Origin of the sequence: Nocardioides aestuarii, from assembly GCF_039527245.1 — a bacterium.
GTDB lineage: Bacteria > Actinomycetota > Actinomycetes > Propionibacteriales > Nocardioidaceae > Nocardioides > Nocardioides aestuarii.
In genome coordinates this window covers 3,219,534-3,243,332 of record NZ_BAAAJT010000002.1, presented here as the reverse complement: position 1 = coordinate 3,243,332, position 23,799 = coordinate 3,219,534, and the positions used below count along the sequence as shown (strand labels likewise).

Genomic DNA, 23,799 nt, shown 5'->3' with positions numbered 1-23,799 from the left:
CTATCGTGCCAGCCGGGCCGTCGTGAAGCGCGGACGGTCCGCGAGGTCGCGGTGGTCGCGCACCTCGGCCCACCGGCCGCTCCCCGAGAACACGCCGGGGGCCGACTCCCCCTGCACGTCGGCGTGCTCGAAGCCGACCCAGCCGCCGGGCCGCAGCAGCGCGGCGGCGCGACGCTCCAGGACGCGGATCGCGTCGAGGCCGTCGTCGCCGGAGAAGAGGGCGAGGTGGGGATCGTGGTCGCGCGCCTCGGGCGCGACCGACTCCCAGGCCGTGAGCGGGACGTAGGGCGGGTTGCAGGTGACCACGTCGACGGTGCCGAGCAGGTCGTCGAAGGACTCGGCCATGTCGCCCTGCCGCAGGTCGACCCCGGACCCGGCCAGGTTGCGCTCGGCCCAGGTGTGGGCCGCGGGGTCGAGCTCGACCGCGTGCACCTCGGCTCGCGGCACCTCGTCGGCCAGCGCCTTGGCGATCGCCCCCGAGCCGGTGCACAGGTCGACCAGCACCGGCGCCCGACCGGTGGTCGAGCCCGTCGAGACCGCGCACTCCACGGCCCAGCCGGCCAGCAGCTCGGTCTCGGGACGCGGGGTGAACACCCCGGGGCCGACCACGAGGTCGACGTGGCGGAAGCCGGTGACCCCCACGAGGTGCTGGAGCGGCTCGCGCGCTGCGCGGCGCGCCAGCAGGGCGTCGTACGTCTCGAGCTGGGCCGGCGTCGGGTCGGCCGCCGTGACCAGCGCGGTGCGGGTCGTGCCGAGGACGTGGGCCAGCAGCGCGTCGGCGTCGTGGTCCGGGGAGGGAACGCCCGCCGCGGCGAGCAGCGCCGCCGCGGACCGCCGTCGCTCCCGCAGCGTCACTCCTCCTCCAGCGCGGCGAGCCGGGCCTCGAGGTCGGCCTCGAGGTTGAAGGCCAGCACGGGCCCGAGGTCGCCGTCGAGGACGTGGTCGAGGTTGTAGGCCTTGTAGCCGGTGCGGTGGTCGGAGATCCGGTTCTCCGGGAAGTTGTAGGTGCGGATCCGTTCGGACCGGTCGACCGTCCGGACCTGGCTGCGCCGGGCCTCGCTCGCCTCGGCGGCGGCCGCCTCCTGCGCCGCGGCGAGCAGCCGGGCGCGCAGGATGCGCATCGCCTGGTCGCGGTTCTGCAGCTGGCTCTTCTCGTTCTGGCAGCTCACCACGATTCCGGTGGGGAGGTGGGTGATGCGCACCGCGGAGTCGGTGGTGTTGACGCTCTGGCCACCCGGCCCGCTGCTGCGGAAGACGTCGATCCGGAGGTCGTTCTCGTCGATGCTCACGTCGACCTGCTCGGCCTCGGGGAGCACGAGCACGCCGGCGGCGCTGGTGTGCACCCGGCCCTGCGACTCGGTGACCGGCACCCGCTGGACACGGTGGACGCCGCCCTCGAACTTGAGCAGCCCGAACGGGGCCTCGCCCGGCTCGCTGGTCCCCCGCGCCTTCACCGCGACCGTCACCGACTTGTAGCCCCCGAGGTCCGACTCGGTCGCGTCGAGCACCTCCATCGCCCAGCCGCGCCGCTCGGCGAACCGGGTGTACATGCGGAGCAGGTCGCCGGCGAAGAGGGCCGACTCCTCGCCGCCCTCCCCCGACTTCACCTCGAGGATCGCGTCCTTGGAGTCGGCCGGGTCGCGTGGCACCAGCAGGTGGCGCAGCCGCTCCTCCGCCTCCTCGCGGCGTACGCCGAGCGCCTCGGCCTCCGCGGCGAAGTCCGGGTCGTCACCCGCGAGCTCGTGCGCGGCCTCGACGTCGTCGCCGAGCTGGCGCCACTCGTCCCACGAGCGCACGATCGCCGACACCTCGGCGTAGCGCTGGTTGAGCCGCTTGGCGATGCCCTGGTCGGCGTGGGTCGCGGGGTCGGCGAGCCGCTGCTCGAGGTCGGCCCGCTCGGCGACGAGGCCCTCGACGGCTTCGAACACGGTGGCTCCTGGTGGAAGTAGGTCCGGGGAACAGCACGGCGCCGGCCACCCCCCGTGTTGTGACCGGGGGCGACCGGCGCCGGAAGCCTGGCTACTTCTTGTTCTGGGCAGCCTGCGCGTAGCGCTTCTCGAACCGGGCGACGCGACCGCCGGTGTCGAGGATCTTCTGCTTGCCCGTGTAGAACGGGTGGCACTGCGAGCACACGTCGCTGTGGATGGTGCCGCTGGCGACGGTGGAGCGGGTCTTGAACGTGGCGCCGCAGGTGCAGGTCACGTCGGTGACGACGTACTCCGGGTGGATGTCCTTCTGCATGGTGTCCTCTCTGGGTCGCCGGGTCGCCCCGCGGGCTGCGGACGGCGTGAACCGGCAACGAACGTTCCCAGTGTGCCAACGCGCCGCTGCCCCGGGCAATTCCCGGGCCCCGGGCGGTCGCGTGGCGCGGTCAGGCGGTCTTGGTCAGCAGTGCCTCGACCCGCGAGGCGAGCTCGCGGGGGCTGAACGGCTTGGTGATGTAGTCGTCGGCGCCGGAGTCGAAACCGGTCTCGACGTCGGACTCCTGGGCGCGAGCGGTCAGCAGGATCACCGGCAGGTCGGCCAGGCCCGGGTCGGCCCGGATCTCCTTGATCGCGTCGAGACCGGACACGCCCGGCATCATCACGTCGAGCACTGCGAGGTCGGGCTTGCTCAGGCGGCACGCGTCGACCGCGGCAGCGCCGTCGCCGACCGCCACGATGTCGTGACCCATGGTCGACAGCTTGAACTCCACGAGCTCGCGGATGTCGACGTCGTCGTCCGCGACAAGGATCCTCGCCACAGCACTTCCTTCCGGGGGGGTGTCGGCTGACCGGTTCAGCGTATCGGCCAGGGGGGCACACCGAAGCGGAATCGCCGACCCCGTCAGTCGTCTCCCTCGGGAGTCGGCGTCGTCTTCTGGACCTGCATCAGGAACTCGATGTTGGTCTGCGACTTCCTGAGCCGCTGCAGGAGCAGCTCGAGCGCCTGCTGTCCGTCGAGGCCGGAGAGGACCCGGCGCAGCTTCCAGACGATCGCGAGCTCCTCCTGAGACATCAGCAGCTCCTCGCGGCGGGTGCCGGACTGGACGGCGTCGATGGCCGGGAACAGGCGCTTGTCGGCGAACTCGCGGCGGAGCCGGAGCTCCATGTTGCCGGTGCCCTTGAACTCCTCGAAGATCACCTCGTCCATCTTCGAGCCGCTCTCGATCAGCGCGGTCGCGAGGATGGTCAGCGAGCCGCCGTTCTCGATGTTGCGGGCCGCGCCGAAGAACTTCTTGGGCGGGTAGAGCGCCGCGGAGTCGACGCCGCCGGACAGGATCCGCCCGCTCGCCGGGGCCGACAGGTTGTAGGCGCGGCCGAGACGGGTGATGCCGTCGAGGAGCACGACCACGTCGTGGCCGAGCTCGACGAGCCGCTTCGCGCGCTCGATCGCGAGCTCCGCCACGGTCGTGTGGTCGCTCGCGGGCCGGTCGAACGTCGAGGAGATGACCTCGCCCTTCACCGAGCGCTCGAAGTCGGTGACCTCCTCGGGCCGCTCGTCGACCAGGACCACCATCAGGTGGCACTCGGGGTTGTTGGTGGTGATCGAGTTGGCGATCGACTGCATCACCATCGTCTTGCCGGCCTTGGCCGGCGACACGATCAGGCCACGCTGTCCCTTGCCGATCGGGGCCGCGATGTCGATCACGCGCCCGACCAGGTTGTCAGGGGTCGTCTCCAGCCGCAGCCGCTCGCTGGGGTAGAGCGGGGTGAGCTTGCCGAACTCGACCCGGTTGCGGGCCGTGTCGGGGTCGGCCCCGTTGACGCTGTCGATGCGCACCATCGGGTTGAACTTCTCGCGGCGCTCGCCCTCGCGCGGCTGCCGCACCTGGCCGACGAGCGCGTCGCCCCGGCGCAGGCCGTACTTGCGGACCATCGAGAGCGAGAGGTAGACGTCGTCGGCGCCGGCGAGGTAGCCGGAGGTGCGGACGAACGCGTAGTTGTCGAGCACGTCGAGGATGCCGGCCGCCGGCACCAGGACGTCGTCCTCGAGGATCGTGGTGTCGGGCTCGCCCCGGCCACCCCCGCCGGTGGCGGGGCGGTTGCGGTCACGGCCACGGCGGCGACGGCTGCGGCTGCTGCCCTGCTCGTCGCCCGCCTGCTGCTTGTCCTGCTTCTCGGACTGCTTGTCCTGCTGCTGCTTGTCGGACTGCTGCTTGTCGGACTGCTGCTTGTCGGACTGCTGGTCCTGCTTCTGCTTGTCGGACTGCTGGTCCTGCTTCTGCTTCTGCTTCTTCGGCTGCTGGCCCTTGCCCTGCCCCGCCTGCTGGGGCTGGTCCTGCCGGGGCTGGTCCTGCTTGCTCTGCTCCTGCTGGGGCCGGTCCTGCTGGGGCCGGTCCTGCTTGCTCTGCTCCTGCTGGCGCTGGTCCTGCCGGGGCTGGTCCTGCTTGCGCTGGCCGCCGGACTGGGCAGCCTTGATCGCGTTGACGAGGTCGGCCTTCTTCATCGAGCCGGCGCCGGAGATGCCGAGGCCGCCGGCCATCGCCTTGAGGTCGGCGATCAGCATGCCGTTCAGCCCGCCGGAGCGCTTCTTGGGCTCGCTCGCTGCGGGGCCGGTGGGTTCGATGGTGTCGGTCACGTGAGTCCTTCCCACGTTTCGGTGCCGGCCGCACAGAGGGCCGGTCACGTGGTCGTTCACCGGTCGGGCATCGCTCGGGGCGCAGACCTGAGGGACTGCACCCGGAGGTGCTCGGAGACCCGGAGAGTGGAAGTCAGCCCCGAGAGGTGGGGTGACACGCCGTCAGGCGCGTCGTCAGGATAACACCGACACCGCGTGAGGTGGCGCAGGCCTCACTCGACGCGTACGCCGTCCAGGTCGACCGACAGCGACGCCGGCCACCAGCCCTCGGGAGCGTGGGCGGCCACGTCGCCGCACTGGTGACCGGCGCACAGCACCAGCACCGTCGGGCCCGCACCCGACACCACGGCCGCGAGGCCCGCGACCCGGAGCCGGTCGACGAGCTCGAGCGACTCCGGCATGGCCGGCCGCCGGTAGTCCTGGTGGAGCAGGTCGTGGGTCGCGCGGAGCAGGTGCTCGGGCTGCCCGGCCAGGGCGGCCACCAGGAGCGCCGTGCGCGCAGCATCCGCGGCTGCGTCGGCGTGGGGCACGACGTCGGGGAGCAGCCCACGGGCCGTCTCGGTGGACAGGGCGTGGGGAGGAACCATGACCACCGCGGAGACCCGCGGGTCGACGGACGAGCCGACCGCCCAGAAGTCGCCGTCGTCGTGACCGCTGATCACGAACCCGCCGTACCAGGCCGGCGCGACGTTGTCGGGATGACCCTCGATCCGGGCGGCCAGCCGGAAGGCGGCGTCGTCGTCGAGCAGCAGCGAGCCGCCTGCGACCAGGCCGCGGGCGAGCGCGATGCCGCCCACGATGGCCGCCGAGGACGAACCGAGCCCCCGGGCGTGCGGGATCCGGTTGGTGCAGCGCAGCCGGAGCCCGGGCGGCCGCTCGCCCATCTCGTCGAACGCCGCATGCATCGCACGGACGACGAGGTGGGAGTCGTCGCGTGGGATGCCGTCGGCCCCCTCCCCCTCGACGTCGACCTCGAGGCCGGCAGCCACCACCTCACCCACGAGCGTGTCGCGGAGGCCGAGCGCCAGCCCGAGGCAGTCGTAGCCCGGGCCGAGGTTGGCCGAGGTGGCCGGCACGCTGACCGTGACCGCGCCGTCGACGAAGCCCACGCCGTCAGCCCAGGCCGGCCGCGCGGGCGGCCTCGTCGACGTCGGGGTCGACCACGGTGTCGGCCACCGGGCCGAAGCCCTCCAGCGCCGTCGCGGTGTCCTTGAGGCCGTGACCGGTGACGGTGACGACCACCGTGAGGCCGGCGTAGGACTCGCCCCGCGCCAGGTCCTGGAGCAGGCCCGCGATCCCTGCCGCGGACGCGGGCTCCACGAAGACCCCGTCACGGGCGGCGAGCTGCCGCTGCGCATCGAGGATCTGGGCGTCGCTGACGGCCGCGAACCTGCCGCCGGACTCGTCGCGCGCGGCCTCGGCGAGCTTCCACGAGGCGGGGTTGCCGATCCGGATCGCGGTCGCCTTCGTCTCGGGGTCGGGGAACGGCTCTCCCGTCACCAGCGGCGCGGCCCCCTCGGCCTGGAAGCCGCGCATCACCGGGGTACGGGTGGCGCGACCGAGGTCGCGGTACTGGGTGTAGCCCAGCCAGTAGGCCGAGATGTTGCCGGCGTTGCCGACGGGCAGCAGGTGGACGTCAGGGGCGTCGCCGAGGAAGTCGACGATCTCGAAGGCCGCGGTCTTTTGGCCCTCGAGCCGGACCGGGTTGACGCTGTTGACGAGCGCCACGGGGTAGTGCCACGACAGCTCGCGCGCCATCCGGAGGCAGTGGTCGAAGTTGCCGCGCACCATGATGATCTGGGCGCCGTGGACGATGGCCTGCGCCATCTTGCCGGCGGAGATCTTGCCCTGAGGCACCAGGACCAGCGGCTTCATGCCGGCCTTCGCGGCGTAGGCCGCCATCGACGCGGACGTGTTGCCGGTCGACGCGCAGACGCAGGCCTCGGCGCCCTCGTGCTTCGCGACCGACATCGCGGCGGTCATGCCGCGGTCCTTGAAGGAGCCGGTCGGGTTGTCGCCCTCGACCTTGAGGTGGACCGTGCCACCGGTGAGGCCGGAGAGCCACTCCGAGTGCACGAGCGGCGTGCCGCCCTCACGGAGCGTCACCGCCTCGACGCCCTCGGGGATGTCGAGGAGCTCGCGATACTCCTCGACGACGCCCCGCCAGCCGTGGGTCATTCGACGCCGCCCTCGACCCGCATGACGGAGGTGACCTCGCGGACGGCGTCCATGGTGCGCAGCTGATCGACGGTCGCGGCGAGCTGGGCGTCGGTGGCGCTGTGGGACACCACGACCAGCTGGGCGTCGAGGCCGCGGCCCTCCTGCTTCACGGTCTGGATCGACACGCCCTGGTCGGCGAAGGCGTTGGCGACAGCGGCCAGCACGCCCGCGCGGTCGTCGACGTCGATCGCGACGTGGTAGCGGGTGACGGTCTCCCCCATCGGGAGCACCGGCCGCTCGGCGTAGGCCGACTCGCCCGGTCCGCGGGTGCCGGCCAGCTGGTTGCGCGCCACCGTGACGAGGTCGCCCAGCACCGCCGACGCCGTCGGCGAGCCGCCGGCGCCGGGCCCGTAGAACATCAGCTCACCGGCCGCCTCGGACTCGACGAAGACGGCGTTGAAGGCCTCGCGCACCGACGCGAGCGGGTGGGACCGCGGGATCATCGCGGGGTGGACGCGGACGGCGACCGCCTCGCCGGCCTCGCCTCCGCGGAGCTCGGCGATCGCGAGCAGCTTGACGACCGAGCCCATCTCGCGAGCCGACTGGACGTCGGCTGCGGTGACCTCGGAGATGCCCTCGCGGTGGACGTCGTCGACAGTGACGCGCGAGTGGAAGGCGAGGCTGGCCAGGATCGCGGCCTTCGCGGCCGCGTCGAAGCCCTCGACGTCGGCGGTCGGGTCGGCCTCGGCGTAGCCGAGCTCCTGGGCCTCCTCGAGCGCCTCGGCGAACCCGCTGCCCGCGGTGTCCATCTTGTCGAGGATGAAGTTCGTCGTGCCGTTGACGATCCCGAGGACGCGCGTGACCCGGTCGCCGGCCAGGGACTCGCGCAGCGGGCGCAGGATCGGGATCGCGCCGGCGACGGCCGCCTCGTAGAAGAGGTCGCGCGCGGCGAGGTCGGCGGCGGCGTAGAGCGCGGGACCGTCGGCGGCGAGCAGCGCCTTGTTCGCGGTCACGACCGAGGCGCCGTGGTCGAGGGCGCGCAGGATCAACGAGCGGGCCGGCTCGATGCCCCCGATCACCTCGACGACGAGGTCGGCGCGGGTGACGAGCTCCTCGGCGTCGGTCGTCAGCAGCCCCTCGGGGACCTTCACCTCGCGCGGTGCGTCCAGCCGGCGTACGGCGACGCCGACCAGCTCCAGCGGCGCGCCCACGCGGGCGGTCAGGTCACCGGCCTGCTCGTCCAGCAGGCGCACCACCTGGGAGCCCACCGATCCGCAGCCGAGCACGGCGACCTTGAGCGGCTTCATCACTGATCTCCCACATCCGTCGCCAACAGGTCGGCCTCAGTCTCCCGGCGGACGATCACCCGCGCGACACCGTCCCGCACACTGATCACCGGCGGCCGCAGCGCGTGGTTGTAGTTCGACGACATCGAGCGGCAGTAGGCACCGGTCCCGGGCACCGCCACGAGGTCGCCGGGCCGGACGTCGGCGGGCAGGAACTCGTCGCGCACGACCACGTCGCCCGCCTCGCAGTGCTTGCCGACGACCCGCGTGAGCACCGGGCCGGCCTCGGAGTCCCGGTTGGCGAGGGTGCAGGAGTAGTCGGCGTCGTAGAGCGCGGTGCGGATGTTGTCGCTCATCCCGCCGTCGACGGAGACGTAGGTGCGCACCGCTCCCCCGTCGAGCTCGACCGGCTTGACCGTTCCGACGGTGTAGACCGTGCAGGTGCTCGGGCCCACGATCGCCCGCCCCGGCTCGATCGACAGGTGGGGCACGGCGACCCCGAGCGCGCGACACTCGTGGTCGACGATCTTGGTGATCTCGGTGGCCAGCTCGGGCGGGTCGGCGGGGTCGTCCTGGGTCGTGTAGGCGATGCCGAAGCCGCCGCCGAGGTCCATCTCGGGCAGCTCGACGCCCAGCTCCTCGTGGACGCGCGCGTGGAGCGCGAGCACCCGCCGCGCCGCCACCTCGAACCCGGAGGTGTCGAAGATCTGGCTGCCGATGTGGGAGTGGAGGCCGCGCAGCTCGAGACCCGGGGCGGCCACCACGCGCCGTACGGCCTCGAAGGCCCGGCCGTTGCCGATCGAGAAGCCGAACTTCTGGTCCTCGTGGGCGGTGGCGATGTATTCGTGGGTGTGGGCCTCGACGCCGGCCGTCACCCGCACCATCACGCCCACCGGCCGGGTGATGGAGCCCGTCGAGGTCAGGTCGGCAGTGATCTGCGCGAGGCGCTCGATCTCGTCGAGCGAGTCGACGATGATCCGGCCGACGCCCAGCGTCACGGCGCGGCGCAGCTCGGGGTAGGTCTTGTTGTTCCCGTGGTAGCCGACGCGCTCCATCGGGAACCCGGCGCGCTCGGCGACCGTGAGCTCACCGCCGGAGCAGACGTCGAGGTGGAGCCCCTCCTCCTCGATCCACCGGGCGACGGTCGTGCAGAGGAAGGCCTTGCCGGCGTAGTAGACGTCGTAGCCCTCGAACGCGTCCCGGAAGGCGCGGGCCCGCGTCCGGAGGTCGACCTCGTCGAGGACGTAGGCCGGCGTGTTGTGCTCCGCCACCAGGTCGGCGACGGGCAGCCCGCCGATCTCGAGGTCGCCCTCCACCTTGCGCGCCGTGGCCGACCACAGGTGGGGCACCAGGGCGTTGACGTCGCCGGGCTCACGCAGCCACGACGGACCCCGGAGAGCACCGTCGGCGTGGGCCCAACCGGACGGGTGGGAGGTCGGCATCGGTGCCCGCCCTACATCCGCTCGGGGGCGGTGACGCCGAGCAGGCCCAGGCCGTTGGCGATGACGGTCCGGCTCGCGACCACCAGGACCAGCCGGGCGAGGTTGACCGGCTGCACCGGCTCGTCGCCCTGCGGGAGCATCCGGCACTCCTTGGTGTCGTACCACTTGTTGAAGACCGACACCGTGTCCTCGAGGTAGCGCGCGACCCGGTGGGGCTCGCGCAGCTCGGCGGCGGAGGCCACCACCCGCGGGAACTCGGCCAGCGCGCGCAGCAGCTCGCCGTCGCGCTCGTGGGAGAGCAGCGACGGGTCGAAGTCCTCCCCGGTGGGGACCTCCATGCCGAGGTCGGCCGCGTTGGCCATCATCCGGCAGGTGCGGGCGTGGCCGTACTGGACGTAGTAGACCGGGTTGTCGTTGCTGGCCCGGGTGATCTCGGCGACGTCGAGCACGAGGGGTGAGTCGGAGGGATAGCGGGCCAGGCTGTAGCGCAGCGCGTCGACGCCGATCTCGTCCATCAGCTCCTCGAGCGTGATGATCTCGCCGGCCCGCTTGGACAGCCGCACCTCCTCCCCGTCGCGCAGGATCTTCACCAGCTGTCCGATCAGGACCTCGATGTTGCGCTCCGGGTCGTCGCCCGCGCACGCGGCCATCGCCTTGAGCCGGCCGACGTAGCCGTGGTGGTCGGCGCCGAGCAGGTAGAGGCAGCGGTCGAAGCCGCGCTCGCGCTTGTTGACGTAGTAGGCCGTGTCGCTGGCGAAGTAGGTCAGCACGCCGTTGGTGCGCAGCAGCACCCGGTCGCGGTCGTCGCCGAAGTCGGTCGTCCGCATCCACAGCGCGCCGTCGGCGTCGAAGAGGTGGCCCTGGGAGCGCAGCTTCTCCAGACCCGCGACGACGTCGTCGCTGGCGTGGAGGCTGCGCTCGGAGAACCACACGTCGAACACGGTGTTGAAGCGCCGCAGCACGTCCTGTTGCTCGGCGAGCTGGAGGCTGTAGCCGGCCTCGCGGAAGGCGGCCGTGCGCTCCTCCCCCGCGGGCATCTCGCGCAGCTCGGGCTGCGCCGCCAGGATCTGCTCGGCCAGCTCGCCGACGTAGCCGCCGTGGTAGCCGTCCTCGGGCACCGGCTCGCCGAAGGCCCGCGCCTCGATCGAGGCGCCGAAGAGGTCCATCTGGTTGCCGCGGTCGTTGATGTAGAACTCGCGGGTCACGCCGGCGCCCGCGGCCTCGAGCACGCGCGCGATCGCGTCACCGACGACCGCCCACCGGGTGTGGCCGAGGTGGAGCGGGCCGGTCGGGTTGGCCGAGATGAACTCGACGTTGACCCGCTCCCCGGCCTGGGCCTCGTTGCGCCCGTACGCCGCGCCCGCGGCGACGATGTCGGCCGCGACGGCGCCCTGGGCGCCGGCCTCGACGCTGACGTTGAGGAAGCCGGGTCCGGCGACCTCGACGGCGGCGACGCCGTCGGCCTTCACGAGCTCGGCGGCGAGCAGCTCGCCGAGCGCGCGCGGGTTGGTGCCGGCCTTCTTGGCCAGCTGCATCGCGACGTTGGTGGCGTAGTCGCCGTGCCCCTTCTGCCGGGGTCGCTCGATCGTCACCTCGGCCGGCACGCCGTCGGGGAGGACGAGCGCGCCGGAGTCGACGAGGGACGCCAGGGCGTCGACGACAGCGGCGGAGAGCTGGGCGGGATTCACCCGCCAAGCCTATCGGCGGGGTGCGGTTTCGTTCTCCCCGGTTGCGACCGGTACTGTTCGTGACCGCTGAGGCGCGGCCCCGCCGCCCGCGGCATGCCTCCGTAGCTCAGGGGATAGAGCACTGGTTTCCGGTACCAGGTGCCGCAGGTTCGAATCCTGCCGGAGGCGCAGACGGACGCGGCGTGTGAGGCACACGCCGCGTCCTGCTTCTCTCAGCAGGGACCGAGGGTGGCGTCGGACCGTGCCGCGTCTCCGTACCGGCGGGCCTGGGCGACGTTGGGGAAGATGATGCTGGCGCCTCCGATGGTGCCGAAGGAGCCCTGCACCACGCAGGAACGGATCTTCCGCGGGTCGACCTGCGCGACCGCGTGGGCGATCTGGAACAGCTCGGACGGCGCGAGGTCGGTGTCCATGTTGCGCATCACCGACATCACGCCGCGCTCGATGAAGCCCGGCTGGTCGGACCTGGTCGCGATCCGCGCCTGGATGCCGCGCAGCACCCGCTGCTGGTTGGCCGACCGGTCGAAGTCGCCGCCGGGCAGGCTCTTCCGGATCCGCGAGAAGGCCATCGCGCTGTAGCCGTTGAGCTTGATGTGGCCCTTCGGGAACGCCTTCGGCTTGAGGTACTGGTCGGCGAAGGGGCGCGGGTTGTCGACGTAGATGCCGCCGATGTCGTTGACCATGTTCTCGAAGAAGGGGAACCGGGTGACCATCACGTAGTCGGGCTGCACCCCGACGAGGTTGCCGACCGTCCGGCCGAACAGCTGGGGGCCGCCGAAGTAGAGGGCGGCGTTGACCCGGTTGGAGCCGTGACCGGCGATCGGCACCCAGGAGTCACGGGGGATGCCGATGGCCGACGCCGCGCCGGTGCGGGTGTTGAGGCCGACCAGCTGGATGGCGTCGCCGCGGGACCGGGTCATGTCCTCCCCCGGCCGGGCGTCCGAGCCGACCGCGAGGATCCAGATGACGTCGTCGCCGACGTCGACGCCCTCGGCACCGCGGAGCTTCACCAGGCTGATCTCGGTCGGGCGCACGGCGCTGTCGGGGACGGTCATGCCGACGACGCCCAGCACGAGCGCCAGCGGCAGCAGTCGGCGGAGCAGGGGCAGAACGCGGGACATCAGCGGGCTCCCTTGCTGAGGTGGTAGGCGAAGACCTGCCAACGGCCGTCGGCCTTGGTCATCATCAGCCGGCCCTGGACCTGGACCCGCTGGGCGACGTCGCCGGCGGTCTTGAAGACGAGCTTGACGTGGGCGGTCGCGGCGCTGGCGTGCTCGCGGACCGCGAGCACGTCGACGGTCACGCCGAGCTGGGCCGGGGTGACCTCGTCGACGCGCGGGGCGATGCCCGCGTTGGTGAGGAGGCCGAGGTCGCCCCGCGCCACCTTCGCCGTACCCGGCGCGAACGCGGCGAGCGCCGACTGGAAGCCGCCCTGCCGGGGGTAGTCACCGGCGAGGAAGGCGGCGTCGAGGTAGCGGACCGCGACCCCCGAGACAGCCTCCACGATCCGGGTGCGGTCACCCTTCGTCAGCCGGCCGACGACCTCGCCGGCACGCACGACCGGCTCGACCTCGAGGGTCGGCGCCGCCGAGGGGTCCGACAGGGACGGCCCGGCGTCGGGCTCGGGGCTCTCCTCCTCGCCGCTGCAGGCGCCGAGGGACAGCGCCACGAGCGCGGCCAACGAGGCCGCGGCGAGCCGCGGCCGGTGGGTCCTGGTCATGGGTCGGGGGTACCTCTCTGAACAGTTTCCGGACCGGTGTCTCCAAGGTCACGCCACAGCCTGCCCGAGATGTGGGGCGCGGCTGCGCATTTGCTGGGGCGTGGGACTAGCCTTGACAGTGCGAAACCAGCACCCGACACCCCGCGCGCAGAACCGGAAGAGGCGAAACCACCCGTGCCGCAGTCCCCTGGCCAGCAGTCCCACGACATCTCCACCGAGTTCGGGGCCAATGAGTGGCTCGTGGAGGAGATGTACGAGCAGTACGAGCGTGACCCGGACAGCGTGGCTCCCGAGTGGAAGCGCTACTTCCAGTCCAACGGACACGGCAACGGTACGTCGGCCTCGACCGGTGGCGGCACGGCCCCCGCCCAGGCCGCCCCGAAGCAGGCAGCAGCGACGTCGGCCGCCGCGCCCGCGAAGACGGAGAAGGCGCAGCAGACGGAGTCGACGTCCGCCAAGCAGCAGCAGTCGGCCCCGACCAAGCAGGAGAGCAAGCCGGCCGCCCCGAAGGCCAAGCCGCGCCCCGCAGCCGCGGCTGCCGAGCCCGCCCAGGGCACCTCCAAGCCCGTCGCCAAGGACGCGAAGCCGTCGGAGCCCGCGAAGGCCGGCGACGAGCCGACCTACACCACGCTGCGCGGCATCCCCGCGGCCACGGCGAAGAACATGGACCTCTCGCTGACGGTCCCGACCGCGACGTCGGTCCGCTCGCTGCCGGTCAAGCTGCTCTGGGACAACCGCACGGTCATCAACAACCACCTCGCCCGTGCCCGCGGCGGCAAGGTCTCCTTCACCCACCTGATCGGCTATGCGCTGGTCAAGGCGCTGCGCTCCATGCCGGAGATGAACAACAGCTATGCCGAGAAGGACGGCAAGCCGACGATGGTCACGCCGGCCCACATCAACCTCGGCCTCGCCGTCGACCAGCAGAAGCCCGACGGCACCCGCCAGCTCGTCGTGCCCTCGATCAAGGGCTGCGAGACGATGGACTTCGCCGGCTTCTGGACCGCCTACGAGGACCTGATCCGCAAGGCGCGCGACAACAAGCTGACGATGGACGACTACTCGGGCACCACGATGAGCCTGACCAACGTCGGCGGTCTCGGCACCAACCACCCGGTGCCCCGCCTGATGCCGGGCCAGGCCGTCATCGTCGGCGTCGGAGCCATGGAGTACCCCGCGGAGTGGCAGGGCGCCTCCGACGAGGCCCTCAACCGCAACGGCATCAGCAAGGTCATGACGATCACGTCGACCTACGACCACCGCGTCATCCAGGGCGCGCAGTCCGGCGAGTTCCTGCGCCGCATCCACCAGCTGCTGCTGGGCGAGGACAACTTCTACGACGAGATCTTCCGCTCGCTGCGCATCCCCTACGAGCCGATCCGCTGGGCCCGCGACATCGTCGCCAGCCACGACGACGACATCGTCAAGCAGGCCCGGATCCTCGAGCTGATCCACGCCTACCGCGTGCGCGGCCACATGATGGCCGACACCGACCCGCTGGAGTACCGCCAGCGCAGCCACCCCGACCTCGAGGTGGAGTCCCACGGGCTGACGCTGTGGGACCTCGACCGCGAGTTCGCCACCGGGTCCTTCGGTGGCGAGGGGCGCCGGTTCATGAAGCTGCGCAACATCCTCGGGATCCTCCGGGACTCCTACTGCCGGACCACCGGCATCGAGTACATGCACATCATGGACCCCGAGCAGCGCCGCTGGATCCAGCAGCGCGTCGAGCAGCCCCACACCAAGCCGCCCCGCGAGGAGCAGCTGCGGATCCTGCTGAAGCTCAACCAGGCCGAGGCGTTCGAGACCTTCCTGCAGACGAAGTTCGTGGGCCAGAAGCGGTTCTCGCTGGAGGGCGGCGAGACCACGATCCCGCTCATCGACGAGATCTGCGAGGCGGCCGCAGAGGCGAACCTCGACGAGGTCACGATGGGCATGGCCCACCGCGGCCGGCTCAACGTGCTCGCCAACATCGTCGGCAAGAAGTACTCCCAGATCTTCCGGGAGTTCGAGGGCAACATCGACCCTCGCACCGTCCAGGGCTCGGGCGACGTGAAGTACCACCTCGGCGCCGAGGGGGAGTTCACCGCGGGCTCCGGCGACACCATCAAGGTGTCGGTGGCCGCGAACCCCTCCCACCTCGAGGCCGTCAACCCGGTCCTGGAGGGCATCGCCCGCGCCAAGCAGGACGTGCTCGACCGCGGCGCCGACTACCCCGTGCTCCCCCTGCTGGTCCACGGCGACGCCGCCTTCGCGGGCCAGGGCGTGGTCGCGGAGACGCTCAACCTCTCCCAGCTGCGCGGCTACCGCACCGGCGGCACCATCCACGTCGTCGTCAACAACCAGGTCGGCTTCACCACCTCGCCCGGCTCGTCGCGCTCCTCGCTCTACTGCACCGACGTCGCGCGGATGGTCCAGGCGCCGATCTTCCACGTCAACGGCGACGACCCCGAGGCGTGCATCCGCGTCGCACGGCTGGCCTTCGACTACCGCCAGCAGTTCAACAAGGACGTCGTCATCGACCTCGTCTGCTATCGGCGTCGCGGCCACAACGAGGGTGACGACCCGTCCTACACGCAGCCGCTGATGTATGACCTGATCGAGCAGAAGCGCTCGGTGCGCAAGCTCTACACCGAGTCCCTCATCGGCCGTGGCGACATCACGATCGAGGAGGCCGAGCAGGTCCTCAAGGACTACCAGCAGCAGCTCGAGCGGGTCTTCACCGAGGTGCGCGAGGCCAGCACCGAGCGGCCGGCCGACTGGACGACGGTGCCGGACTACCCGGAGAAGCCGGCCGGTGCCGCGACCACGTCGGTCTCCTCCGACGTGCTCAAGCGGATCTCCGACGCCTACACCACCCCGCCGGACGGGTTCACGGTCCACCCGAAGGTGATGCCGCAGCTGCAGCGCCGGGCCGCGGCGATCACCGACGGCCCCATCGACTGGGGCACCGGCGAGATCCTGGCCTTCGGCTCGCTGCTGATGGAGGGCCGCCCGGTGCGGCTCGCCGGCCAGGACTCGCGGCGCGGCACCTTCGTCTCGCGGTTCGCGACCATCATCGACCGCACCAACGCCGACGAGTGGACGCCGCTGGCCAACCTCACCGAGGACCAGGCCAAGTTCTTCGTCTACGACTCGCTGCTCTCGGAGTACGCCGCGCTGGGGTTCGAGTACGGCTACTCCGTCGCGCGGCCCGAGGCGCTGGTGCTGTGGGAGGCCCAGTTCGGCGACTTCGTCAACGGCGCCCAGACGGTGATCGACGAGTTCATCACCAGCGGTGAGACCAAGTGGCGCCAGCAGTCCGGCGTCGTGCTGCTGCTCCCCCACGGCTACGAGGGCCAGGGCCCCGACCACTCCTCCGCCCGGATCGAGCGGTTCCTGACGATGGCGGCCGAGGACGCGTTCGTCGTCGCCCAGCCGTCCACCCCGGCGTCCTACTTCCACCTGCTGCGCCAGCACTCGCTCGGCGAGGACCACCGCCCGCTGGTGGTCTTCACCCCGAAGTCGATGCTCAAGCGCAAGGAGGCGGCCTCGCAGCCCGACGACTTCACGACCGGCGAGTTCCGGCCGCTGATCACCGACGCCGCCGCCGACCACGACAAGGTCGAGACGCTGCTGCTGTGCTCGGGCCGGGTGACCTGGGACCTCATGGTCGAGCGCGGCAAGCGTGAGGACGGCGAGAAGTTCGCGATCGCCCGTGTCGAGCAGCTCTACCCGCGGCCGACCGAGGAGATCCACGACTACGTCGAGTCGTTCCCGAACCTCAAGGCGATCCGCTGGGTCCAGGACGAGCCGCGCAACAACGGCCCGTGGCCCCACTACCAGCTCAACGTGTGGCCGGCCCTCGGTCGCACCGTGGAGCCGGTGACGCGTGGCGCCTCGGCGTCGCCGTCGGTCGGCACCGTCAAGCGCCACACCGAGGAGCAGCGCAACCTCCTCGACCGGGCGTTCGCGGCGCCGAGCGACCAGCCCGGCTCCGACTACTGAGCGGGACGGTCGGCCGTGTACTTCACCGACCGCGGCATCGAGGAGCTGCAGTCACGCCGGGGTGACGAGGAGGTCACCCTGGCGTGGGTCGCCGAGCGGCTCTCGGAGTTCACCGACGTCCACCCGGAGTTCGAGACCGCCACGGAGCGGTTCGCGACCTGGCTGGCCCGGCTCGACGACCCCGAGGACTGAGCGGTCGCGTGGCACGGGGGGTCCGGTGGGTGACGTCGAGGGTCGACGACGCCGTCGCCTACCCGGCCTCGCCGTGGCCCCTCTCCGGGTCGCTGTGGCTCACCGTGTTCCGGGTCGGCTCCGCCCCGGCGGGCCGCACCGCCGGCATCCACGGCGCGGCCTTCGTGGCCTACGAGGACCCCAGCCCGCTGACCTACGGCGAGCTGCTGGTCGCCCGGCCGCTGCGCTCGCCGCACGGCCGGCGCGTCACGATCACCGACATCTGGGTCGACTCGCCCGCCTCCGTGGCCGGCGGCAGGGAGCTGTGGGCGATTCCCAAGCAGCTCGCCGAGGTCGACCGCGAGGCGGCGTACGACGGGCCCGTCGGGACGACGGCGTGGTCGGCACGCGTCGACGGCCGTCCGGTGGCGTCCGCACGGTTCCGGGACCTCTCGCCCCGCCCGCCCCGGTTGCCGTTCCGCGCCGGGCTGTGGCACCCGGGCCTCCCCGACACCGGTGGTGACGAGCGGGTCGCGACGATGCGGGGCACTGCCCGAACCACTCCCGCCCGCGCTCACTGGACCTTCGAGCCCGACGGTCCCCTCGGCTGGCTGGCCGGTGCCCGGCAGCTCGGTTCACTGCGGCTCGCGGACTTCCGGATGGACTTCGGATGACGGACCGCCTCCGCCACATCGACCACGACGGCCTCCGCTTCGACGTCCGCGACGAGGGACCCGTCGACGGTGACCCCGTGGTGCTGCTCCACGGCTTCCCGCAGCGCGCGTCGTCGTGGGACCGCGTCACACCACGGCTCCACGCCGAGGGGCTGCGCACCCTCGCTCCCGACCAGCGCGGCTACTCCCCCGGGGCGCGGCCGCCACGCCGCCGCGACTACACCCTCGACCGGCTGGTCGCCGACGTGGAGGCGCTGGTCACCGCGGTCGGGCGACCCGTCCACCTGGTCGGCCACGACTGGGGTGCGGCGGTCGCCTGGTTGCTCGCGGCCCGCCGGCCCGATCTCGTCCGGTCGCTCGTGGCGGTGTCAGTGCCCCACCCGGGTGCGATGGTTGCGGCCGGGCGCCGGCAGTGGCGCCTGTCCTGGTACATGGGCCTGTTCCTCCTGCCCGGCGTCGCCGAGCGACAGCTCCCCTCCCCGCGCGGACTCGGCGCGCTCAGGGCGGGCGGCATGACCGACGAGATGCTGCGCACCTTCCGCACCGAGGTCGTCGCCGACGGGGCGCTCCCGGGCGCCCTCGCGTGGTACCGCGCCATCCCACTGACTCCCCGGGGCCTGCGCCACGAACGGGTGTCGGTGCCGACCACCATGGTGTGGAGCGACGGCGACGTCGCGATCGCCCGGGCCACCGCCGAGCTGGCCGCGCGTTGGGTCGACGCACGCTACGACCTCGTGGTGCTGCCGGGGGTGAGCCACTGGATCCCCGACCAGGCGCCGGCGGCCGTCGCCGACGCCGTCCTCACCCACGCCCACCGGGAGGCACCATGACCGACCACCAGCCCGAGGTCTTCGACCACCGCAACCTGCGCGGCGCCCGCTTCACCGCCTGCGACCTCACCGGTGCCGTGATGCGCGGCGTGATGGCCGACGACGTGGAGATCGACAGCCCGTGGCTGCTCGAGGGCGGCCATCTCCTCGTCAACGGCGTCGACGTGACGGCCTACGTCGACGGCGAGCTCGACCGCCGCTTCCCGGGCCGGTCCCAGCGGCGGGCGGGCGACCCGGAGGGACTCCGGGCCGCGTGGCAGGCGCTCGGTGCTGCCTGGTCGGTGACCGTGGCCCGGGCCGAGTCGATGCCGTCCGGGACGGTCGACGTCTCGGTCGCCGGCGAGTGGTCGTTCGCCCAGACGCTGCGCCACCTCGTGATGGCGACCGACACCTGGCTCGGGCGCGCCGTGCTCGGCCTCGAGCAGCCCTACCACCGCCACGGCCTGGCGAACGCCGAGGCGGAGGAGGACGGACTCGACCTCTCCGTCTTCGCCCCGACCCCGCCGACCTGGGAGGAGGTGATGGCCGCCAGGGCCGAGCGCGTCGGCATGGTCGAGCGCTACCTGGCAGGGGTCACGCCCGACGTGCTGGCCGAGGAGCGCGCCAACCCGTGGGCACCGCAGTACCCCGAGACGGTGCTCTCCTGCCTCCACACGATCCTCGAGGAGGAGTGGGAGCACCACCGCTACGCCGTCCGCGACCTCGACGCCGTCGAGGCCGGCGGCGCCTGACCTCTGACACGATGGGCCCATGACGAACAAGCGGCCCGTCGAGACCTGGTTCACCGACATGGACGGCGTCCTCGTCCACGAGGAGGATCCGATCCCCGGAGCCGCGGAGTTCCTCGACGCGCTGAAGAAGCACGAGCGGCCCTTCCTGGTCCTGACCAACAACTCGATCTTCACCCCGCGCGACCTCCGCGCCCGGCTGGCCCGGGCCGGCATCGACGTCCCCGAGGAGGCGATCTGGACCTCCGCGCTGGCCACCGCCCAGTTCCTCGACGACCAGCGACCCGGCGGCTCGGCCTACGTCGTGGGCGAGACCGGCCTGACGACGGCGCTCCACGAGATCGGCTACACGACCAACGACCGTGACCCCGACTACGTCGTCCTCGGCGAGACGCGCACCTACTCGTTCGAGGCGATCACGCGGGCGATCCGGCTGATCGAGGCCGGCGCCCGCTTCATCGCCACCAACCCGGACCCGAGCGGTCCCAGCCCCGACGGCACGCTGCCCGCGACGGGCTCCGTGGCGGCGTTGATCACGACCGCGACCGGTCGCCAGCCCTACTACGTCGGCAAGCCCAACTCGCTGATGATGCGCTCGGCGCTCAACCGGCTCGAGGCCCACTCCGAGACCACCGTCATGATCGGCGACCGGATGGACACCGACATCGTCAGCGGCCTCGAGGCAGGCATCCGGACGGTGCTCGTCCTCTCGGGGTCGACCCCCAAGGACAAGGTCGAGAGCTTCCCCTACAAGGCCACGCGGGTCGTCGACTCGATCGCCGACGTGGTCCCGCTGGTCGAGGAGTTCGCGCCGTAGGACCGGGCCTCAGGCGTCGTCGGCGGAGTCGGCGGGGTCGGCGGAGTCGGCGGCCGCCCGGCGGGCGGAGTCGCGGATCTCGAACAGCTCGGTCGCGAAGCCGCCGACGGCCCCGGCGACGTCCTTGACGGCGGTGGTGATGATCGAGGTCACCTGCCCGACGGTCCCGGCGGCGGCCTCGACGGTGCTCTGCACGGCGTCCTTGCGGATCTCGCCCTTGGTGAAGCGCTCCATGTCCCCAGTGTGGTGGTCGGTGGCGGCGGGTGCCAGTGGATGTGGGTCAGGCAACGGAACCGGCGAGCTCGGCGGCGCTCACCTGCGGAGCCTCGCGCAGGGCTGCGACCGCGTCGTCGACCAGGGTGGCGTCGGCCTCGGTGACCAGGCCACGGGCCACGAGCACGACGTCGTCGCGGCGTACGGCCACGACCGTCATCTCCTCGAAGCTCGCGACCATGGTGTCCTCGTCGCCGTCGCAGCTGCTCCCCCGCTCGAAGTCGATCCCCCGGCACAGCTCGCCGACCGGCGCGGGCGCGATCTCGAGGGTGTAGAGGCCGTAGCCGTCCTCGTCGTAGGCGACGCGGACCTTCCCGTCGGCCGCTTCCACGGCGACCGGGTCGCTGCCGCGGAGGTCCGGCGCGTGGAGGGTGAGGCCGGTGGCCTCGAGGTCCTCGACGAGGGCGGCGTCGGGACCGCTGCACGCGGCGAGCACGAGCATCGCCACGGCGGCGGCCACCGGTCCCCCTCGCATCCCCCCAGACTAGGCAGCGGCCGCCGTGAGGTCCTGCTCCACCTGCGGCTCCGCGTCCGGCGTACGCCGCGGCGGGAGCGCCATCCGGCAGATCTTCCGGGCCACGCTGAACAGCTGGCCGCTCAGTCGACCGGTGTTGTAGGTCAGCCCGTAGCGCTCGCAGATCTCGCGGACCTCCCCGGCCACCTCCGGGTAGCGGCGCGCCGGGAGGTCGGGAAACAGGTGGTGCTCGATCTGGTGGGACAGGTTGCCTGTCATCACGTGGAAGAGACGGCCACCGGTGATGTTGGCCGACCCGAGGAGCTGGCGGTAGAACCAGTGACCGCGCGACTCGTCCTCGCACTCCTCCTCCGAGAACGTCGCGACGCCGGCCGGGAAGTGACCGCAGAAGATGATGTTGAAGGCCCAGACGTTGCGGACCAGGTTGGCGGTCGCGTTGCCGGCGAGCGTCAGCGGCGCGAACGGTCCGGTCAGGAGCGGGAACAGCACGTAGTCCTTGAGGGCCTGCCGCTTGACCTTGCGCATGATGCCGGCGTGGAGAGCCTTGTTCTCCTCCATCGTCCGCTTGCCCGTGACGATGTTCTCGACCTCGAGGTCATGCATCGCCACGCCCCACTCGAAGAACATCATCAGCAGGAACGCGTAGAGCGGGTTGCCGAGGTAGTAGGGGTGCCACTTCTGGTCCTCGTCCATGCGCAGGATCCCGTAGCCGATGTCGCGGTCCTTGCCGAGGATGTTGGTGTAGGTGTGGTGGATGTAGTTGTGGGAGTACTTCCACTGCTCGCTCGGGCAGACGTTGTCCCACTCGTACATCCGGGAGTTGAGGCCGGGATCGCCCATCCAGTCGTACTGGCCGTGCATGACGTTGTGGCCGATCTCCATGTTGTCGAGGATCTTCGACACCGACAGCGAGGCGACGGCCAGCGGCCAGGCCGGCGGGAGGTAGAACAGGGCACGGCCGGCGACCTCGAAGGCGCGCTGGGCCTTGACGACCTTGCGGATGTATGCGGCGTCGGCCTCGCCGAGGTCGGCGATGACGCGCTGCCGGATCGCGTCCAGCTCCTCGCCGAGCTGCTCGAGCTGCTCGTCGGTCAGGGCGGTGGTGTTCGTCTTCATCGGTGCCTCCTAGAGGTCGACGGTGCAGTCGCCCACGGGGGCGCTGACGCAGATACGGATGTCCTCGTCGGGCAGAGAGCTCTCCTCGCCGGTGAGGACGTTGCGGACGGTGCCCTCGCTCTTGCGCGAGACGCACGAGAAGCAGATGCCCATGCGGCAGCCGGACTCCGGACTCAGCCCGAGCGCCTCGGCCTGCTCAAGCAGCGAGGCGCCTGAGTTGGGCGCGGACCTCGCGGAACGGCTGAACTCGACCTCGCCCTCGGCGTCGACGGAGCCGGCGCGCGGAGGCTTGAAGTACTCGACCTGCAGCGCCTCGCTCCCGTCGTACGCCGCCTGCACGGCCTCGATCAGCGGCGCGGGCCCGCAGGCCCAGGTCGGCACGTCGCGGTAGCCGGGCACCAGCCGCTCCAGCCACGCGGGCGAGAGCGCCGGGTCGCCGAGCTCGGGGTGGAGCAGGTGGACGTCGATGCCGTGGCCCGAGCTGCGGATCGTCGCGAGCTCGTCGGCGTAGATCTGGTGGTCGGGGCTCTGCGCGTAGTGGAGAAAGGTGACCCGGCCACGGTGGGTGCGGCGCTGCAGCGAGCGCAGCATCGACATCACCGGCGTGATGCCGGACCCGCCGGAGATCATCACGACGTGCTCGGGGACGCGGTCGGGGAGCACGAAGTCGCCCTCGGCCTGGCTGAGGTGGACCATCGTGCCGGGGGTGGCTCGCTCGACGAGGTAGCGGGAGACGCTCTGCCCGTCAGGGGCGTCGGGGTTGGCGCGCAGCGTGATCGTGAATCGGTCCCCCGCCCGGGAGTCGGGGCTGGAGATCGAGAACACCCGGGTCGTACGACGGGAGCCGTTGATCTCGACGCCCAGCTGCACGTGCTGGCCGGCCCGGTGGCCCTGCCACGTGCTGGTCGGCTGCAGCGTGATCGTGGCGACGGGCGGGTGGCCGGGCACGTCGACCTCGCGGCGGACGTCGACGACCCGGGCGCGCACCTCGTGGGCGGCCCACAGGGGGTTGACCTGCTCGAGGTAGCGGTCGACGCCGTGGGGCGAGGTCAGCGCCGCGACGGCGCGCGAGCGGAGCAGGGTGGTGGTCAGTCCCATGCTGCCCTCCTGAGATCGAGTGCACACCTGTTCACCCACTACGATCCAGAACGAGCCGCAGACGGTCAAGGGGATGCGGACGTGTCGGTGCACACATGTGCACCACTAGCATGAGTAACCGTGAGCGAGACCACGCCCCGCGGGGAGCGCAAGGAGCGCACCCGGCGGGCCATCCTCGACGCCGCGCTGCGGCTGGCGGGCGAGCAGACCCTGGCCGCCCTCTCCCTGCGACAGGTCGCCAAGGAGGTCGGCGTCGTGCCGACGGCGTTCTACCGCCACTTCGACTCCCTCGACGACCTCGGGCTGGCCCTGGTCGACGAGTCCTTCGCGTCGCTGCGGGGCATGCTCCGGGAGGTGCGGCAGGGCGCCCCCGCCTTCAACTGGATCATCGACAACTCCATCGACGTCGTCGCCGCCCACGCCCGCGAGCACCGCGCGCACTTCGCCTTCATCGCCCGTGAGCGCGGGGCCGGGCCGACGGTGGTGCGCGAGGAGATCCGTCACCAGTTCGAACTGTTCGAGCGCGAGCTCGCCGCCGATCTCGCCCTGCTCCCCGGCACCGACACCTGGACCCGCGAGGACCTCCAGGTGCTGGCGAACCTGATCGTCACCCAGATGGTCGCCTTCGGCGAGCAGTTCGTCGTCGTCCGCGGCGATGCCGAGGAACAGCTCGTCGAGCGCGCGCGACGTCAGCTGCGGATGGTGCTCATCGGAGCCCTCAGCTGGCGCTCCGGCGGCGCGACGAGCTAGCTGCAGCCGACCCGGGCCCGGCGT

23 protein-coding genes and 1 tRNA gene are annotated in these 23,799 nt (G+C 71.8%); 8 read left to right on the top strand and 16 right to left on the bottom strand.

Annotated features, from left to right (window positions below):
• The 10 genes from prmC to argS all read right to left on the bottom strand — a co-directional run bounded on the left by prmC (position 1) and on the right by argS (position 11,136).
• Entirely contained in the window at positions 1-855 is an 855-nt protein-coding gene (prmC, locus tag ABD091_RS16295) for a peptide chain release factor N(5)-glutamine methyltransferase (protein ID WP_343920349.1), read from the bottom strand.
• Positions 852-1,928, bottom strand: a complete 1,077-nt coding sequence (prfA, locus tag ABD091_RS16290; RefSeq protein WP_343920348.1) for a peptide chain release factor 1 — start codon at positions 1,926-1,928, stop codon at positions 852-854. The genes prmC and prfA overlap by 4 nt, the downstream gene beginning before the upstream one ends.
• A gap of 91 nt (positions 1,929-2,019) precedes the next feature.
• Positions 2,020-2,241: a 50S ribosomal protein L31 gene (gene rpmE / locus ABD091_RS16285; RefSeq protein WP_343920346.1), complete on the bottom strand. Its 222-nt coding sequence runs from the start codon at positions 2,239-2,241 to the stop codon at positions 2,020-2,022.
• Between the two features lie 130 nt (positions 2,242-2,371).
• Positions 2,372-2,743, bottom strand: coding sequence for a response regulator transcription factor (locus ABD091_RS16280; RefSeq protein WP_343920344.1), 372 nt, complete (start codon positions 2,741-2,743; stop codon positions 2,372-2,374).
• A gap of 83 nt (positions 2,744-2,826) precedes the next feature.
• Positions 2,827-4,560: a transcription termination factor Rho gene (rho, locus tag ABD091_RS16275; RefSeq protein ID WP_379189917.1), complete on the bottom strand. Its 1,734-nt coding sequence runs from the start codon at positions 4,558-4,560 to the stop codon at positions 2,827-2,829.
• A 212-nt stretch (positions 4,561-4,772) separates the two neighbouring features.
• On the bottom strand, positions 4,773-5,669 hold the full coding sequence (thrB, locus tag ABD091_RS16270; RefSeq protein ID WP_343920342.1) for a homoserine kinase: 897 nt from the start codon (positions 5,667-5,669) through the stop codon (positions 4,773-4,775).
• A 4-nt stretch (positions 5,670-5,673) separates the two neighbouring features.
• A complete protein-coding gene (gene thrC / locus ABD091_RS16265; RefSeq protein ID WP_343920340.1) occupies positions 5,674-6,738 on the bottom strand; it encodes a threonine synthase in 1,065 nt (354 codons plus the stop codon).
• On the bottom strand, positions 6,735-8,027 hold the full coding sequence (locus tag ABD091_RS16260) for a homoserine dehydrogenase (protein ID WP_343920338.1): 1,293 nt from the start codon (positions 8,025-8,027) through the stop codon (positions 6,735-6,737). The genes thrC and ABD091_RS16260 overlap by 4 nt, the downstream gene beginning before the upstream one ends.
• Positions 8,027-9,448, bottom strand: coding sequence for a diaminopimelate decarboxylase (lysA, locus tag ABD091_RS16255; RefSeq protein ID WP_343920336.1), 1,422 nt, complete (start codon positions 9,446-9,448; stop codon positions 8,027-8,029). Before lysA ends, ABD091_RS16260 begins: the two co-directional genes overlap by 1 nt.
• A gap of 11 nt (positions 9,449-9,459) precedes the next feature.
• Positions 9,460-11,136 carry an arginine--tRNA ligase gene (gene argS, locus ABD091_RS16250; RefSeq protein WP_343920334.1) on the bottom strand — a complete coding sequence of 559 codons (1,677 nt, stop codon included), beginning with the start codon at positions 11,134-11,136 and terminating at the stop codon, positions 9,460-9,462.
• A 95-nt stretch (positions 11,137-11,231) separates the two neighbouring features.
• Here argS and ABD091_RS16245 point away from each other — a divergent pair.
• Positions 11,232-11,304, top strand: a tRNA-Arg gene (locus tag ABD091_RS16245).
• Positions 11,305-11,348: 44 nt separating this feature from the next.
• Here ABD091_RS16245 and ABD091_RS16240 read toward each other — a convergent pair.
• Positions 11,349-12,257, bottom strand: a complete 909-nt coding sequence (locus ABD091_RS16240) for an LCP family protein (protein WP_343920332.1) — start codon at positions 12,255-12,257, stop codon at positions 11,349-11,351.
• Entirely contained in the window at positions 12,257-12,856 is a 600-nt protein-coding gene (locus ABD091_RS16235; RefSeq protein WP_343920330.1) for a hypothetical protein, read from the bottom strand. Before ABD091_RS16235 ends, ABD091_RS16240 begins: the two co-directional genes overlap by 1 nt.
• A 174-nt stretch (positions 12,857-13,030) precedes the next feature.
• Between ABD091_RS16235 and ABD091_RS16230 the strand changes: the two genes are divergently transcribed.
• From ABD091_RS16230 to ABD091_RS16205, 6 genes are read left to right on the top strand one after another with little or no spacing between them, the layout of a single operon-like run.
• Positions 13,031-16,843, top strand: coding sequence for a multifunctional oxoglutarate decarboxylase/oxoglutarate dehydrogenase thiamine pyrophosphate-binding subunit/dihydrolipoyllysine-residue succinyltransferase subunit (locus ABD091_RS16230; protein ID WP_343920328.1), 3,813 nt, complete (start codon positions 13,031-13,033; stop codon positions 16,841-16,843).
• Between the two features lie 15 nt (positions 16,844-16,858).
• Entirely contained in the window at positions 16,859-17,035 is a 177-nt protein-coding gene (locus ABD091_RS16225; RefSeq protein ID WP_343920326.1) for a DUF6104 family protein, read from the top strand.
• Between the two features lie 29 nt (positions 17,036-17,064).
• Positions 17,065-17,688 (top strand): acetoacetate decarboxylase family protein, encoded by a 624-nt coding sequence (locus ABD091_RS16220; RefSeq protein ID WP_343920324.1) that lies wholly within the window; start codon positions 17,065-17,067, stop codon positions 17,686-17,688.
• A complete protein-coding gene (locus ABD091_RS16215) occupies positions 17,685-18,518 on the top strand; it encodes an alpha/beta fold hydrolase (protein WP_343920322.1) in 834 nt (277 codons plus the stop codon). The genes ABD091_RS16220 and ABD091_RS16215 overlap by 4 nt, the downstream gene beginning before the upstream one ends.
• Positions 18,515-19,249 (top strand): DinB family protein, encoded by a 735-nt coding sequence (locus ABD091_RS16210; RefSeq protein ID WP_343920320.1) that lies wholly within the window; start codon positions 18,515-18,517, stop codon positions 19,247-19,249. Before ABD091_RS16215 ends, ABD091_RS16210 begins: the two co-directional genes overlap by 4 nt.
• A 19-nt stretch (positions 19,250-19,268) precedes the next feature.
• Positions 19,269-20,063 (top strand): HAD-IIA family hydrolase, encoded by a 795-nt coding sequence (locus ABD091_RS16205; protein WP_343920318.1) that lies wholly within the window; start codon positions 19,269-19,271, stop codon positions 20,061-20,063.
• A 9-nt stretch (positions 20,064-20,072) separates the two neighbouring features.
• Here the strand turns inward: ABD091_RS16205 and ABD091_RS16200 are convergent, their stop codons facing one another.
• From ABD091_RS16200 to ABD091_RS16185, 4 genes are read right to left on the bottom strand one after another with little or no spacing between them, the layout of a single operon-like run.
• Positions 20,073-20,297 (bottom strand): hypothetical protein, encoded by a 225-nt coding sequence (locus tag ABD091_RS16200; RefSeq protein WP_343920316.1) that lies wholly within the window; start codon positions 20,295-20,297, stop codon positions 20,073-20,075.
• Between the two features lie 46 nt (positions 20,298-20,343).
• Positions 20,344-20,811 carry a hypothetical protein gene (locus tag ABD091_RS16195; protein WP_343920314.1) on the bottom strand — a complete coding sequence of 156 codons (468 nt, stop codon included), beginning with the start codon at positions 20,809-20,811 and terminating at the stop codon, positions 20,344-20,346.
• 9 nt (positions 20,812-20,820) lie between these two features.
• Positions 20,821-21,927 (bottom strand): fatty acid desaturase family protein, encoded by a 1,107-nt coding sequence (locus ABD091_RS16190; RefSeq protein WP_343920312.1) that lies wholly within the window; start codon positions 21,925-21,927, stop codon positions 20,821-20,823.
• A gap of 9 nt (positions 21,928-21,936) precedes the next feature.
• Entirely contained in the window at positions 21,937-23,025 is a 1,089-nt protein-coding gene (locus ABD091_RS16185; RefSeq protein ID WP_343920310.1) for a flavin reductase family protein, read from the bottom strand.
• Between the two features lie 120 nt (positions 23,026-23,145).
• Between ABD091_RS16185 and ABD091_RS16180 the strand changes: the two genes are divergently transcribed.
• Entirely contained in the window at positions 23,146-23,775 is a 630-nt protein-coding gene (locus ABD091_RS16180) for a TetR family transcriptional regulator (protein WP_343920308.1), read from the top strand.
• The last annotated feature ends 24 nt before the right edge of the window (positions 23,776-23,799 follow it).

Coding starts and splice junctions, on each gene's coding strand:
- rpmE (WP_343920346.1), bottom strand. CDS start 2,241: ATGCAGAAGGACATCCACCCGGAGTACGTCGTCACCGACGTGACCTGC.
- thrC (WP_343920340.1), bottom strand. CDS start 6,738: ATGACCCACGGCTGGCGGGGCGTCGTCGAGGAGTATCGCGAGCTCCTC.
- ABD091_RS16260 (WP_343920338.1), bottom strand. CDS start 8,027: ATGAAGCCGCTCAAGGTCGCCGTGCTCGGCTGCGGATCGGTGGGCTCC.
- lysA (WP_343920336.1), bottom strand. CDS start 9,448: ATGCCGACCTCCCACCCGTCCGGTTGGGCCCACGCCGACGGTGCTCTC.
- ABD091_RS16240 (WP_343920332.1), bottom strand. CDS start 12,257: ATGTCCCGCGTTCTGCCCCTGCTCCGCCGACTGCTGCCGCTGGCGCTC.
- ABD091_RS16235 (WP_343920330.1), bottom strand. CDS start 12,856: ATGACCAGGACCCACCGGCCGCGGCTCGCCGCGGCCTCGTTGGCCGCG.
- ABD091_RS16215 (WP_343920322.1), top strand. CDS start 17,685: ATGACGGACCGCCTCCGCCACATCGACCACGACGGCCTCCGCTTCGAC.
- ABD091_RS16210 (WP_343920320.1), top strand. CDS start 18,515: ATGACCGACCACCAGCCCGAGGTCTTCGACCACCGCAACCTGCGCGGC.
- ABD091_RS16205 (WP_343920318.1), top strand. CDS start 19,269: ATGACGAACAAGCGGCCCGTCGAGACCTGGTTCACCGACATGGACGGC.
- ABD091_RS16200 (WP_343920316.1), bottom strand. CDS start 20,297: ATGGAGCGCTTCACCAAGGGCGAGATCCGCAAGGACGCCGTGCAGAGC.
- ABD091_RS16195 (WP_343920314.1), bottom strand. CDS start 20,811: ATGCGAGGGGGACCGGTGGCCGCCGCCGTGGCGATGCTCGTGCTCGCC.
- ABD091_RS16190 (WP_343920312.1), bottom strand. CDS start 21,927: ATGAAGACGAACACCACCGCCCTGACCGACGAGCAGCTCGAGCAGCTC.
- ABD091_RS16185 (WP_343920310.1), bottom strand. CDS start 23,025: ATGGGACTGACCACCACCCTGCTCCGCTCGCGCGCCGTCGCGGCGCTG.